The organism is Desulforadius tongensis, from assembly GCF_016907915.1.
GTDB lineage: Bacteria > Bacillota > Desulfotomaculia > Desulfotomaculales > Desulfohalotomaculaceae > Desulforadius > Desulforadius tongensis.
On sequence record NZ_JAFBCW010000032.1, the window covers coordinates 1 to 14,127 of the forward strand.

The window sequence follows — 14,127 nt, forward strand, 5'->3', positions numbered from 1 at the left end:
CCGAACACGGAAGTTAAGCTCTGCAGGGCCGATGGTACTTGGGGGTTGACCCCTGGGAGAGTAGGTCGCTGCCAGAATTAATTTTTATAAAGCCCAGGGCAGGTAAAAGCCGTGGGTTTATTTATTAATTATCTTAAGATAAGCGCTGTTAAAACAAATTAAAGATTTTCCATGCTAACCTCGAACTTGTTAGTTTGAGGTTTTTTGTTTCTATAAAATAAATGCCATTATGCAAAATTACCCCCGCCGGCTTCAAAAGCAAAAACAAAATTTATTGATGTTGTCGGGTTAATGTACACTTTGAGCTGTGCTTGTTTGGCTGACGAATTTGTGCCGCGGTTGAATGATAATTGAAAATCGATGCCGGCTTTAAAGAGTAAAGTGGTAACGGCATTAATTTGTGCCACAGTAACTATATTCGAATTTAAAAGGCTTCTAAATATGTCTGTTGCCAGCAGGCTTTCTACTTCTTTATTTATGATACTCATTGCCGGCTCTTCCTTTCTAACCTGAAAAGGTTATCCTGCTGAGCGGTGGCTTTTATAACCTCTGCCAGCTGTGGCTAACCTGCAGATGCTCACTTGTATAAAAGGCCACCTGCTTTTTCATTTTCTGTTGGTGCCGCGGATGGAAAGTCCCTTGATATAATTATCATATGCTGCATTTACTGGCTGGTGAGGTTAATCTAATATATAAATTTTTCAAGAGAGAGTAGAAGCGTAGTGGGCAATGGTTGGGTAACTGTTTACATCATCGGTACGCATAAGACTGCTGTACTGCTGTATTAGTTTTTGTAATTTTTCACCGGTGGCATGATTAACCAGAGTTACTTTTTTTGGAACGGTACTTTCGTGCATTGCTTTGCGAAACAGCCACTTGGTACGAAAATCTGTGGGGGGCAGGGAATAACCGATGATTATTATATGGTGGGCGTTGGCCAGGGCAGTTCTGGCTAAACGCCATAATTTTTGGGTAAAGGGCATGGAGTCATAGTTTTTCATCATAGTGGGCGGTATGATTATTGGAATCAGGGGGTGCCGGCATCCCATATGGGTACACAATACCCTGCTGGAATGGTTGCATATAAACCTTATGTTTTCCCCTGCGGTTTCGACGGCGGTAAACAGCTGGCGGCACCGGGTACAGTAAAGCCAGTTTAAAGAACCGTGCAGTTTTAATAAATGCACAGCGGAAGAATTATCAGCTGTAAAAACTTCTGATGACAACAGATTGCATTTTACACCGTATCCATCACCGGGATACCAACTTTTGGTTGCCATTAAAGCGTTATCCATCAATAACTCGTAATTAAAAGATATAACCACATCACCCGGCTGAAGGCTGTTGGCAATCTTCTGGTGATGGGGGCAGGGAGAACCGTATAGAATTTTGTCAAAGGTGAGGGCCATCAGAAGCATATATTCCCGGCAGGCCTTTTTTAATGCCTGGCAGTGGGGATTTTCCTCCATTTCTATGTGCAGCAGTGTCAGCACTTCTTCCATGTCAATTTCCACATTACTGCTGCCAATGCAGTCCTGCTTAATCCCCCAGAACCGGTAAATAAAGTTGAAAAGATGATTGTATGTTACATTTTCGTCGTTAAAATTTCGCCCGTTAATATTGTGCCAAGACATTACTTTAACCGCCTTGGGAAAGAAGTTTTTAGAAACTGGGCTGGTTTCACCAATATATGAATTATGGTAACCTGCACTGGCCCCGGCTCCTAATACATATACTGTGCTCATCGTACATAACCCCACTTTTGATATGCTTTTTTATTTTGCTAGTGATGTTAATTTATTATTCACATTTAAAATTATGGATAAAATATAGAAAAACAGGCAAACTATAACTGCTTTTCGGTATACAAACATAAGGGGGAATGAGCGATGAAAGCAAAAGTGGATCAAGATCTCTGTATTAGCTGTGGGGCCTGTATTGACACCTGCCCGGAAGTTTTTGACTGGAACGACGATGATAAAGCCTATGCCACTGTGGATGAGGTGCCGGAAGGGGTAGAAGACCAAGCCAGAGAAGCTGCTGACAGCTGCCCCACCGAAGCAATTAAAGTTGAGTAATAGGCATTTTAACATTAAATACCAAACGCCGGGAGCGTTGGAAGTAGAATTATTGGAAGGGCGCAATAATTAATAATTTGCGCCTTCTTCTTTGCCATTTATCAGTTACGTGAAAAACGGCTGAGCATTTATTTTGAAAACAGCCGGGGGGGTAAACTTATTGAGCCCGGAAGGTAATTGTACTGCCGGTGGCGAATTTATGGCGGCGCGCATACCACTGGCTGAAACTGGAAACCATAATATCTACTTGCCTTATATTTGCTGGGGGGATTACCTTGGCTAAAATTAAAGTACTTCACCTAATCCGTCCGGCTGCTGGTGGAATGAAAAAACATTTACTGGACCTGGTGCGGCTTTCCGATCGCAGTTTGTACCAGGTGGAAGCAGCTGTTCCCCATGACTGTGTTTTTAAACAGGAATTAAGGGAAACCGGGGTGAACATTTTATCCATTCCCCTTAAGGGAGATATATCACCGCTGTGGGATTGGCAGGCAGTTTGGCAGCTTGCCCGGTACCTGAAAGAACAAAAAGTAACCATCCTTCATTCCCATGGTTCAAAAGCTGCGCTGGTGGGAAGAATGGCAGCCTTAATTGCTAACACGCCGGTGGTGCTGTTTACCGTGCACAACTCCATATTTTATGAAGAATGGCCGCAGTGGAAAAAGAAATTAATGGCGGCAGCAGAGAATATACTGGCTAAAAGAACGGATAAAATTATCACTGTTTCCAACCAATTGCGCGATCAAATTATCCGGCTGGAAAAAATACCTGAAGAAAAAATTGTTACTATTTACAATGGTATTGATGTAAGTAAAATAAAGTGCCGGGTTAACAAATTTAAACTGTTTAAAACTTTAGGTCTACCACCCCTGGGCCGGCTGGTGGGGGTTGCTGCCCGTTTGGCTCCCCAAAAGGGAGTGGAGTATTTTCTAAAAGCTGCTTCATTACTTAAAGAATACCAAGCTAACTTTGTGGTGATTGGTGAAGGTCCCCTGCGGCGTGAATTAATGGCCGAGGCAAAAAATTTAGGGTTGAAAAACAGGGTGTTCTTTGTTGGATATCGAAATGATATTGAAAGGGTATTACCTGGGATTGATATATTTGTGCTTCCATCAGTGACCGAAGGGCTGCCCCTGACAATACTGGAAGCCATGGCTGCCGGCAGGCCTGTGGTAGCCAGCAGGGTAGGTGGGATTCCGGAGGTAATAGAAAACCGGCAAACTGGTTTACTGGTTGAACCCAAAAACCCTGCGGAGCTGGCAAAAGCCATAGCCGGTTTACTGGAAGACCGGCAGTGGGCTGAAGAAATGGGTGCGGCGGGAAGAAAACTGGTAAAAGAAAAATTTACTGTAGAAAAAATGGTGGGCAGAACAATGAATTTATACCGGCAGCTGTTGCAGGAAAAAGAAATCATATCCGGACATTATAACCAGCCCCGGGAAGGCTTGGTGGGGTCCGGCAAGGGGTTAAAAAGAAAGCGGAGGGAATAAATTTGCAGCGTTGGTTATTGGCTTTATTATCAACTGTAATGATCTTTTTTTCCATTCACTCTTATGCCCGGGCGGAACAAACCGGGTCAGTGGTTGTGGTAGTAATGGATTATGTCAGCATTGATGACTTGAATAATGATGAACTCACCGGTTTTAAAAAATTGATGGAAGAAGGTGCTGTGGGGTTATTAAATAATAACACCGGCGGCAAAATTGTTTCTCACAGTACTCATATTACCATTGGAGCCGGAACCCATGCCCGGGGTTCTGCTGCGGCCAATATGGCTTTTAATGTTAATACTAAGCTGGAGGAAGGCTGGGCTGGCGATATTTATCGCTGGCGCACAGGTAAAAACCCACCCGAAAACGGTATTGTCCAGCTGGACATTGCCAAATTAGTTCAAATAAACAGTACCGTATCCCGCAGCGTGCAAATTGGGGCTTTAGGTTCGGCTTTGCACCGGGAAGGCTTTAAAACGGCAGTGTTTGGTAACACTGATTTAAAAGATAAACCCGGCAGGTTGGCTGTATGTATTGCCATGGACCAAGAGGGTACGGTGGATTATGGCAAAATTGGCCAGGAAGTGCTTATTGATGATCCAACTTTTCCCGGCGGCAGGCGTTCTAATTATTCAATGCTGTTGAAAGAGGTATTACAATGTCTGCCGGAATATAAACTGGTAGTGGTAGATTTGGGTGATACCGGCAGGCTGCATAAACAGCGCAGCATCTTATTTAATGATGTGTATGACAAAAATTATCAATTGGCGTTAAAAAGGGCAGATGATTTTGTAACCAACCTGGCCCAAAATCTGGGCGAGAAAGACCTGCTGATAATTGTTTCGCCCACTCCCAAAATGGAGATGCTGGAAGCGAAGAAAATGCTCACCCCGGTTATTCTGTGGGGCGCTGGGTTTAAACATGACAGTAACAGTGAAAGAGGGATGCTTATATCCGGCACAACCAAGCATCCGGGTATTGTTATGAATACTGACATTGCTCCCACAATACTTTCCCATCTAAATATAGAATCTTCCCCTGTTATTTCCGGCCGCCCCATGTATGATGTTCCTGTTACTTATGATGTGGCTTACCACCTGCAGGAAAAGCAGGAAAAATTAGCAGTAACTTACTCTGCGCGCCCGCCGTTACAGCAGGGGTATGTTCTTTTTCAAATAATCATTTTGGCCGTATCTTTGTGGTTGATATTTAAAAGCAAAAGGGGAACCAAGTTATTAAAACCGGCCATGCTGGCAGTGGTATCTGTGCCGCTGGCATATCTTTTACTGCCGCTGCTGCCAAACCCATCGGTGCCGGTTGTGGGAGTGGAGTTAATATTAACAACGGCAGTTATCACTACCATTGTAATACTGCTGGGCCGGGGCAGTTTTATGCACAGCTTTGGTATCCTGGCAATGGCCACCGTGGCTGTGCTGCTGGTTGATATTGTGCTGGGGCAGCCGCTGCAAAAGCAGGCAATTTTAAGTTACGACCCCATGGTTGGGGCGCGATTTTACGGGATAGGTAATGAGTACATGGGAGTGCTCATTGGGGCCACCATTATGTCTGCTTCGCTGCTGGTGAATAATTTTTCTCCAGCACGGAAGATATTTATTCCGTTATCCGGGCTTATTTTTGCCGCTACATTGTACTGCATGGCCGCACCGCACTTAGGAACAAATGTAGGTGGAACCATAGCGGCATCATCGGCTTTTTTAGTTACATTTTTGTTGTTTACCGGCGTCAGATTCCGCTGGCGGGTGGTGGCTTTAGTAGCTGCTGCTGTAATTTTGTTATTAACAGGTTTTATTATTTTTGATTTAAGCCGTCCCATTCAGCAGCAATCACATATCGGTCAAACAGCCAGGTTAATAATTGACGGCGGTTTTATTGAAATACTGCATATCATTAACCGGAAACTGAGCATGAATTTAAAACTGCTGCGGTACACCGTCTGGAGCAAAGTGCTGCTGGCCAGTATTGTTACGCTGGCAATACTGTTTTATAAGCCCCGGGGAGTGATGAAATCAATTCAAAATAAGTTTCCCTATATATTTAAAGGCTTTATTGGGGTGGTAACGGGAGCACTGGTTGCCTTTTCCTTTAACGACTCCGGAGTGGTGGCCGCTGCCACCACTATGATATTTGGTGCTCCCCCGTTAATTTATATGGTACTTAATGAACAAAGTGAAAGGAGGTTGTAAATTGCGTATAGGCCGTTTTTCCTACAAAGGACAGGTTTTTACCGGCCAACTGGGGGATGATGGTATAGTATATCCGCTTACCGGTGAAATATATAAGGAAATAAGAACTGCAAATTATGGTTACCCCTTGGATGAAGTTAAAGTGTTAGCACCATGCACCCCCGGTAAAATTATTTGTGTGGGCTTAAATTACCGGGATCATGCAGAAGAATTTGGTCTGCCTGTACCGGATGAGCCGGTGCTGTTCATGAAACCGTCAACGACGGTGATAGGACCGGGGGAAGCAATTGTACTGCCGCCCCAAAGCCGGCAGGTTGATTTTGAAGGTGAGCTGGCAGTGGTAATTAGACATCGGGCCAGAAACATTAGTCCCGAAGAAGCGCCCTTGTATATATTGGGTTACACCCCGGCCAACGATGTTACTGCCAGGGATTTGCAAAAAAAGGATGGCCAGTGGACCAGGGCCAAATCCTTTGATACCTTTTGCCCCTTGGGGCCGTATATTGTCACTGATATTGATCCCGGTGGTTTAACAGTGAGCACCTACCTTAACGGTGTTCTCAAACAGTATTCATCAACTGCGAACTTCATTTTTGATGTGCCCACTTTGGTCAGCTTTATTTCCGGGGTAATGACGTTAATGCCGGGGGATGTAATATTAACCGGAACATCCGGGGGAGTAGGAAAAATGGTAGATGGGGATAAGGTTGAAATTGACATTGAAAATGTTGGACGTTTGATGAACCCAGTGATTGAATAACGGAGCAAAACGGTGCAATATAAACGTAGCTTGGCTTATCTAAAGATAGGACCTTAATACTGAATTTTTTATTGACATTAACAAATCATGTGTTAAAATTGTTCTTGTGGAATTTGAAGTGCCCAACGAAAAACAAATTTTCAGGGGGATTGGTAGTTGACAAAAATAACGGAAAAGGGGGACTATAGCCAAGATGAAGAATTTGGGCCGTCATGTGTTAGCTGAAATTTACGGGTGTAAGTTTGACATTTTAAATGATGTCAAGAAAGTGGAAGAAATTATGGTTAATGCTGCCTTGGAAGCAGGGGCAGAAGTGCGGGAGTGTGTGTTTCATAAGTTCAGCCCGCAGGGAGTGAGTGGTGTAGTAGTAATTTCTGAAAGTCACTTAGCTATTCATACTTGGCCTGAACTTGGCTATGCTGCAGTGGATGTGTTTACCTGCGGCGATAAGGTAAATCCATGGGATTCGTGTAATTATTTAGTAAGGGAATTTGGTGCTGCAGACATGTCCGCTAAAGAAACAGAAAGGGGTCTCCTGCCAGACATAACTAAACAACCCGCCGCTGTAAATTTATAGGAGGGGATACTATTAGTAGCCTGTATACAAAAGGTTAGCAAAACCTTGCAAATCCTGAGTGGATTGCAAGGTTTTTGCTTTTAGGGGGGGAATTTCAATTTTAAAAATGGCAGGAAATTTAATAAAGATAACGAATAGTTAATAAGTTAAAAAAAAGGGGGAACAATAAGTTGTCCGATATTTTTGAGGCCATAAATGAAGAATTAAAAATAGTTGAAGCCAAAATAAAAGACGAATTAATGATAAAAAAAGCCGGGCATGCAGGTATGTTTGCGCATTTGGAGTTCTCCCATATCGATAAAACAATGCGCCCGGCTATAGTTATTTTTTCAGCCAGATTATTTGATTACCATAAAGAACAGGTTATTGTTTTGGCCAGTGTAATGCAGCTTATTTATATGGCTTCCCGGGTGCATGCCAATATAAATGAAACAGATGAGGTGGAAAATAAAGTTACAGATCCCAGGGATGGCTGTCAGCTTCCTGTGCTGGTGGGGGATTATCTATTTGGCAAATTTTTTACCTTGTTAAGTGATGCTGAACTTATTCAGTATTTAGGTGTTCTGGCAGAGACAATTTGCAGTATTAACGAGGGTGGAACGTTGAGAAATGAAAATCCCCAGGCCAGTATGGCAACTGCCCCTGATTTGCTGTACACCATTGTACGTAAAGAAACGGCAGAGTTGTTTGCCAACTGCTGTTACCTGGCCGCCCAAATATCCGGCGCCGGTGAAAAAGAAAAAGAGTACCTGTATAATTTTGGTTTGAACTTTGGCTTTGGTTACGGTTTATTAGAATATGGAACGCCCTATGAGCATGTTAAAAAGTATTTTGCCGCTGCCATAGAGTACTTGGATAACTTAAGTGATAATCCAACAAAAGAGCAGTTGTTTAATTTAGTAGACATGTTTCAAAATGAAGAATTTGTCCTGCAAAGAATGGTCGGTTAATGACAGCAAAAAGAGGTGACCGCTTTATGGCTTATAAAGATTTAAGAGATTTTATAAAATTTTTAGAAAAGAAAAATCTGGTAAAAAGGATAAAAGCAGAGGTAAGTGCTGAATTAGAAATTACCGAGATAACGGACCGGGTGACTAAGGCCGGTGGTCCGGTGCTGTTTTTTGAAAATGTAAAGGGTTATGATATACCGGTGGTTACCAATTTAATGGGGACTTTAGAACGGATGGAAATGGCTCTGGAAGTGGATAGCCTGGATGATATAGGAAAGGAAATAATGAGCTTTTTGCATCCCCCGGAATTACCCACCGGTATTTTTGATAAATTAAAGACCTTACCTAAACTTGCTCAAATATCTTCTTTCCTGCCGAAGACCGTTAAAACCGGTCCGGTAAAAGAGGTAATTATAAAAGATAACATAGATTTAACTAAGTTTCCCATTTTGAAGTGCTGGCCCCACGATGGAGGCCCTTTTATTACCCTGCCCATGGTCTTTACTAAAGACCCGGAAACGGGCAGGCGCAATGTGGGTATGTACCGCATGCAGGTGTATGACAGCAAAACCACGGGCATGCACTGGCACGTGCACAAAAATGGTAAAGAACATATGGAAAAAAACAGGGGAGCTTCCAAGCCCATGGAAGTGGCTGTGGCGCTGGGGGGAGATCCGGCAGTTATTTACAGTGCCACCGCGCCGCTGCCTCCCGGCATTGATGAAATGCTGTTGGCCGGATTTTTACGTAAAAAACCGGTGGAGATGGTTAAATGTGAAACGGTGGATATTGAAGTGCCTGCCAACGCAGAAATTGTATTGGAAGGCTACGTAGACCCTGAAGAAACAAGGCTGGAGGGGCCCTTTGGTGACCATACCGGTTATTATTCTCCCGCCGACCAGTACCCGGTTTTTCATGTAACATGCATTACCCATCGAAGGGACCCCATTTACCCGGCAACCATTGTGGGCAGACCGGTGCAGGAGGATGCCTTTTTGGGTAAAGCCACGGAACGTATCTTTTTGCCCCTCTTGAAAATGCAGGTGCCGGAAATCGTTGACATGAACATGCCTCCGGAAGGGGTATTTCATAACTGTGTTATTGTATCTATTCGTAAAAAATACCCCGGCCAGGCGAAAAAAGTGATGTGTGCTCTGTGGGGTATTGGCTTAATGGCACTGGCTAAGTTAATTATTGTAGTGGATGAAGATGTGGACGTGCAGAATGTATCCGAGGTAATGTGGCGGGTATTCAATAATATTGACGCCCGGCGTGATACGGTGATAGTGGACGGGCCGCTGGATGATCTCGACCATGCTTCTCCCATCCATCGTTATGGGGCCAAAATGGGTATTGATGCCACTAGAAAGTGGCCGGAAGAAGGTTACACCAGGGAGTGGCCCGATGTAATAGAAATGTCAGCGGATATTAAGGCACTGGTGGACAGGAAGTGGAAAGAGTATGGCCTCTAATACTATGCCGGTGAGTAAATTAAAGATATTTATGGAAATGATTAAGTTCGAGCATACGGTTTTTGCCCTGCCCTTTGCTTACATCGGGGCAATGCTGGTGGGGCAAAAAATCCCCTCCGGCATGGAACTGTTGTGGATTACCCTGGCCATGGTGGGGGCTCGAACGGCAGCCATGTCTTTAAACCGCATCATTGACAGGCACATTGACGCTCAAAATCCCCGTACTGCCAACAGGGCACTGCCTAAAGGATTACTTTCGGTGACGGAAGTATGGGTATATGTGATCCTGTCACTGTTATTACTGCTGGCTGCAGCGTCACAGCTCAGTGAGCTGGCGTTTAAGTTGTTTCCGCTGGCTGTTTTCATGCTGGTGTTTTATCCATACACCAAGCGTTTCACCTGGGCCTGCCACCTTTTTTTAGGTGCTGCTTTGGCCTTGGCCCCCCTGGGAGCGTGGATAGCAATATCCGGTGCCTTTGCACCGGCCCCGGTACTGCTGGGGATTGGCGTTATGTTCTGGGTGGCGGGTTTTGATATTATTTATGCCTGCGACGATTATGATTTTGATAGACAAAACGGCATTCATTCCATTCCCGCCCGCTTTGGTATCGATAAGGCGTTAAAGATTTCATCCCTGTTTCATATCATTGCACCGCTTCTTTTCTTGGCGGTGGGGATGATATTAAAACTGGGTTGGTTCTATTATATAGGGGTTATTGTTTCTGTGGTTATTTTGCTTTATGAGCACAGGTTGGTGAAGCCGGGTGATTTATCAAAGGGTGGAGTGGCGTTTTTCACCATGAACGGTGTTTTGAGCATGGTGATGTTTGTTTTTACATTGTTAGATATAGTTTGGTAACAGAAATGATTTGGCTAAGGAGATGAAGCCATGCAGGAGATATTTAATAATAGTGAACTGAGAGATATAGCAGAAAAAGTATACAGCGGCCGGCGTCTTACCAGGGAAGACGGTATTAGATTATACCGGTCCAATGATTTACTAACCATTGGCAGGTTGGCTAATTATGTGCGTGAACAGAAAAACGGAAATAACGCCTATTTTATTGTTAACCGGCATATAAATCATACTAATATTTGTGTAAACCGCTGCCAGCTGTGTGCCTTTGGGCGGGATGCCGATGACCCGGAAGCATATGTTTTATCTTTAGATGAAATTGAAGCCAAAGCCCGTTCCTGCCGTAATGAAAAAATATCAGAAATTCACATAGTGGGTGGTTTGCACCCCCAACTGCCGCTGGATTACTACCTGGAAATGTTAAGACGGGTACGCCGGGCGCTGCCCAATGTCATTATTCAATCATTCACCGCCGTAGAGGTGGACTACCTGGCCAGGCTGCACAACATGAGCTTGGAAGATGTATTAAAAGCCTTGATGGATGCCGGGTTAGACTCGCTGCCCGGTGGGGGGGCGGAAATATTTGCTCCCCGGGTGCGTAAAATTATTTGCAGTAAGAAAATATCCGGCGAGCGCTGGCTGGAGGTACACAAAGCGGCTCACCGCCTGGGCATGCGCACCAATTCTACCATGCTTTATGGTCATGTGGAAACCATTGAGGAGAGAATTGATCACATGCTGGCTTTGAGGGAAGCCCAGGATGAAACGGGTGGTTTTCTGACCTTTATTCCACTGGCCTTTCATCCCCAAAACACTCAGTTGGAACCAATGAAGTTGGCACGTACCACCGGGTATGATGATTTAAAAACTTATGCCATTTCCAGGCTGATGCTGGATAATTTTGACCATATCAAGGCCTTTTGGATATTAATAGGTCCTAAACTGGCCCAGGTTTCACTGTCCTTTGGAGTTGACGATTTGGATGGAACGGTGGTGGAAGAAAACATTGCCCACGATGCCGGTGCGGATACCGACCAGTATATGCCCAAAAAGAGACTGGTGGAAATGATTAAAGCAGCCGGGCGTTATCCCGTGGAAAGAGATACTTTGTATAATGTTTTGGGGGAGGGTTTTTAAGTGGCCAAACTGCGGTTAGGGCAGGTGGATTATATTAACTGCATGCCCGTGTATCATGCCCTGGAAGAGGGTCAGCTGCCCCTGGATGCAGCACTGGTAAAAGGGCCCCCGGCCAAGTTAAATAAAATGTTTTTAAAAGGGGAGCTGGACATTACCCCAATTTCATCTATTGAATATGCCAGACATGCAGATGAATGTTATATTTTACCTAATCTTTCCATCAGTGCCGACGGCAGGGTAGCCAGTATATTTTTATTTAGTAAGGTACCGGTTACCGAACTAGAAGGAAAGCGTGTGGTTCTAACTTCATCATCAGCAACTTCCGTGGCTTTGTTAAAAATACTTTTTGAACACTATTACCATGTGGATGTGGAATATGCCACCATGGATCCGGATCTGGACAGCATGCTGAACAATGCCGATGCTGCCCTGTTAATTGGTGACGATGCCATGCTGGCCAACCAGCGGGTGAAGGATGAACAGCTGCCGATAATAGTCACCGATTTGGGTGAAGCCTGGAAAGAGTTTACCGGTGAAAAAATGGTATTTGCAATTTGGGTTATTCGCAGAGATTATGTTGAACAAAATAATGATTATGTAACTGTGATAACGGAAACACTGCACAGGTCTAAACAGCTGGGCATTGGGCAGGTGGATACCCTGGTGGATATTGCCAGCCGCAAGAGCGGTCTGCCTAAAGATTTGTTGAAAGAATATTTTCAGTTAATTAATTACGAATTTGATGAGGACAGCCGCCGTGCTTTAGTTACCTTTTATGATTATGCCTATAAAAGCGGTTTGATTGAAGAAAGAGTGCAGTTGAACGTATGGGGTGAAGATGTTGGCAGCTAACGTCAGTGCTATAATCGAAAAAGCACTTAATGGGGAACGTTTAAATTTGGAAGAGGGCGCAGCCCTCTTATCTTGTTCTGACCTCACATTATTAGGCCAGGCGGCCAATATCATTAAAAATCGTTGGCACCCGGAAAAGGTTGTTAGTTTTGTAATTGATAGAAATATCAATTATACCAATGTATGCCGGTGCAGGTGTAAATTCTGTGCTTTTTACCGGGAAGAATCTGATGCTGATGCCTATATTTTACCCGCCGGTGAACTGTATAAAAAAATAGAAGAAACACTGGCTGTGGGTGGTACTACCATAATGATTCAGGGGGGTCTGCATCCCCGGCTCGGGTTGGATTACTACTTGAATATGCTGCGCAGTATTAAACAGCGCTATAATATTCACATCCACTCCTTCTCCCCGCCGGAAGTGGTTTATATGGCTGAAACCTCCGGGCTGCCGGTGGAGGAAGTTTTAAAACAGTTAAAAGAGGCCGGGTTAGATTCACTGCCCGGCGGCGGGGCTGAAATACTGGTTAACCGGGTGAGGCGGCTGATAAGCCCCAATAAAATAGGGTGGGAACAGTGGATGCATGTGATGGAATGTGCTCACCGTTTGGGTATGAAATCCACCGCCACCATGATGTTTGGTCATGTGGAAACCATAGAGGAGCGGGTACTGCACATGATCAGGGTGAGGGAACAGCAGGACAAAACCGGGGGTTTTACTGCCTTTATTCCCTGGAGTTACCAGCCTAAAAACACTCAACTGGGTGGGGAAACCGCCGGTGGGGTAGAATATTTAAAAACCCTGGCGGTGTCCCGGTTGATGCTGGATAATGTACCCAATATTCAGGCTTCCTGGGTTACCCAGGGTGCAAAGATGGGCCAGGTGGCGCTGTCCTTCGGCGCCAATGATTTCGGCAGCACCATGCTGGAGGAGAATGTGGTGCGGGCGGCAGGGGTAACAAACCGGGTGCCGCTGGAGGAAATCATCCGCTGCATTAAAGATGCCGGCTATACCCCGGCCCAGCGTACACCGCACTATGAAATAATAAAATACTTTTAATTGCAGAGAGCCAATTACCAAACGTAATTGGCTCTTGTATGCATTAACCGGCATGTTGATCAATTAATTGGCAGCCGTATATTCCGTTTAAGTAATATTCTCTTTAAAATAAAGCCGCTGTTTTTCCGTTAAAACCTTTCGCTAAATGGTATACTACCATATAATGCTATTAAAAGTTCTGCGGAGGTGGACTATGGCCGATATCGACCTGAGCCCGGTGTTAAAAAGATTACCTCTTTATGCCAAATTAATTTATGATATGTTTAACACCATGCTGCTGACTAAAAAGCAGAAACTGCTGCTGGGTGCCGGTTTGGCTTATATGGTATCGCCCATCGACCTGGTGCCGGGCTTTATTCCGGTGCTGGGGCAGTTGGACGATATTATTGTCACCCTTGCTGTGCTGCTGAAGATACTGAAGGAAATTTCTCCCCAGGACAGAAAAGATTATTTAGAAAAATTTGAGTTGACTTTAGAGATGATAGCAGGCGATCTGCAGATGGCTAAAGAACTGGCCTATAAAATTACCAACAGGGCTGTGGATGCAGCCGGTAAAATGCTGCAGGTCGGGGGGAGGCTGACTTTTAGATTGGCTGCCTGGGGAGCGGCTTCGGCGGCTAAAGGGGCAGCAAACATTGTTATGAGCAGGAGGAAAAATTAAGGACTTCTTGCTTTAGAGAAAGGTTTTACC

General features: G+C 44.6%; 14 protein-coding genes and 1 rRNA gene. 13 read left to right on the forward strand and 2 right to left on the reverse strand.

Annotation, left to right across the window (positions count from 1 at the left end):
* Positions 1-77 (forward strand): 5S ribosomal RNA (rrf, locus tag JOC37_RS11330); the annotation flags it as partial.
* Between the two features lie 150 nt (positions 78-227).
* Here rrf and JOC37_RS11335 read toward each other — a convergent pair.
* Together JOC37_RS11335 and JOC37_RS11340 are read right to left on the reverse strand one after the other, a co-directional pair.
* Entirely contained in the window at positions 228-488 is a 261-nt protein-coding gene (locus tag JOC37_RS11335) for a hypothetical protein (RefSeq protein WP_204619047.1), read from the reverse strand.
* Positions 489-701: 213 nt separating this feature from the next.
* Positions 702-1,745 (reverse strand): SIR2 family protein, encoded by a 1,044-nt coding sequence (locus JOC37_RS11340; protein WP_204619048.1) that lies wholly within the window; start codon positions 1,743-1,745, stop codon positions 702-704.
* 144 nt (positions 1,746-1,889) lie between these two features.
* Between JOC37_RS11340 and JOC37_RS11345 the strand changes: the two genes are divergently transcribed.
* The 12 genes from JOC37_RS11345 (at position 1,890) to JOC37_RS11400 (ending at position 14,097) form a co-directional block, all read left to right on the forward strand.
* Positions 1,890-2,078, forward strand: a complete 189-nt coding sequence (locus JOC37_RS11345; RefSeq protein ID WP_204619049.1) for a ferredoxin — start codon at positions 1,890-1,892, stop codon at positions 2,076-2,078.
* 275 nt (positions 2,079-2,353) lie between these two features.
* Entirely contained in the window at positions 2,354-3,568 is a 1,215-nt protein-coding gene (locus JOC37_RS11350; protein ID WP_204619050.1) for a glycosyltransferase family 4 protein, read from the forward strand.
* A gap of 2 nt (positions 3,569-3,570) precedes the next feature.
* Positions 3,571-5,772, forward strand: a complete 2,202-nt coding sequence (locus JOC37_RS11355; RefSeq protein WP_204619051.1) for a hypothetical protein — start codon at positions 3,571-3,573, stop codon at positions 5,770-5,772.
* A gap of 1 nt (position 5,773) precedes the next feature.
* Positions 5,774-6,532: a fumarylacetoacetate hydrolase family protein gene (locus JOC37_RS11360; RefSeq protein WP_238480898.1), complete on the forward strand. Its 759-nt coding sequence runs from the start codon at positions 5,774-5,776 to the stop codon at positions 6,530-6,532.
* A gap of 193 nt (positions 6,533-6,725) precedes the next feature.
* On the forward strand, positions 6,726-7,109 hold the full coding sequence (gene speD / locus JOC37_RS11365; protein WP_204619054.1) for an adenosylmethionine decarboxylase: 384 nt from the start codon (positions 6,726-6,728) through the stop codon (positions 7,107-7,109).
* Positions 7,110-7,279: 170 nt separating this feature from the next.
* Positions 7,280-8,059 carry a heptaprenyl diphosphate synthase component 1 gene (locus tag JOC37_RS11370; RefSeq protein ID WP_204619055.1) on the forward strand — a complete coding sequence of 260 codons (780 nt, stop codon included), beginning with the start codon at positions 7,280-7,282 and terminating at the stop codon, positions 8,057-8,059.
* Positions 8,060-8,085: 26 nt separating this feature from the next.
* Complete coding sequence (locus JOC37_RS11375) at positions 8,086-9,531, forward strand: menaquinone biosynthesis decarboxylase (protein ID WP_204619095.1); 1,446 nt, start codon at positions 8,086-8,088, stop codon at positions 9,529-9,531.
* Between the two features lie 4 nt (positions 9,532-9,535).
* Complete coding sequence (locus JOC37_RS11380; protein WP_204619097.1) at positions 9,536-10,390, forward strand: UbiA-like polyprenyltransferase; 855 nt, start codon at positions 9,536-9,538, stop codon at positions 10,388-10,390.
* 30 nt (positions 10,391-10,420) lie between these two features.
* Complete coding sequence (gene mqnE, locus JOC37_RS11385; RefSeq protein ID WP_204619056.1) at positions 10,421-11,524, forward strand: aminofutalosine synthase MqnE; 1,104 nt, start codon at positions 10,421-10,423, stop codon at positions 11,522-11,524.
* The gene (locus JOC37_RS11390) at positions 11,525-12,376 is read left to right on the forward strand and encodes a menaquinone biosynthesis protein (protein ID WP_204619057.1); all 852 of its coding nucleotides are present in this window, start codon (positions 11,525-11,527) and stop codon (positions 12,374-12,376) included. It begins immediately after the preceding gene.
* On the forward strand, positions 12,363-13,436 hold the full coding sequence (mqnC, locus tag JOC37_RS11395; RefSeq protein ID WP_204619058.1) for a cyclic dehypoxanthinyl futalosine synthase: 1,074 nt from the start codon (positions 12,363-12,365) through the stop codon (positions 13,434-13,436). Before JOC37_RS11390 ends, mqnC begins: the two co-directional genes overlap by 14 nt.
* Before the next feature lie 193 nt (positions 13,437-13,629).
* Positions 13,630-14,097 (forward strand): YkvA family protein, encoded by a 468-nt coding sequence (locus tag JOC37_RS11400; protein ID WP_204619059.1) that lies wholly within the window; start codon positions 13,630-13,632, stop codon positions 14,095-14,097.
* Positions 14,098-14,127 lie beyond the last annotated feature (30 nt).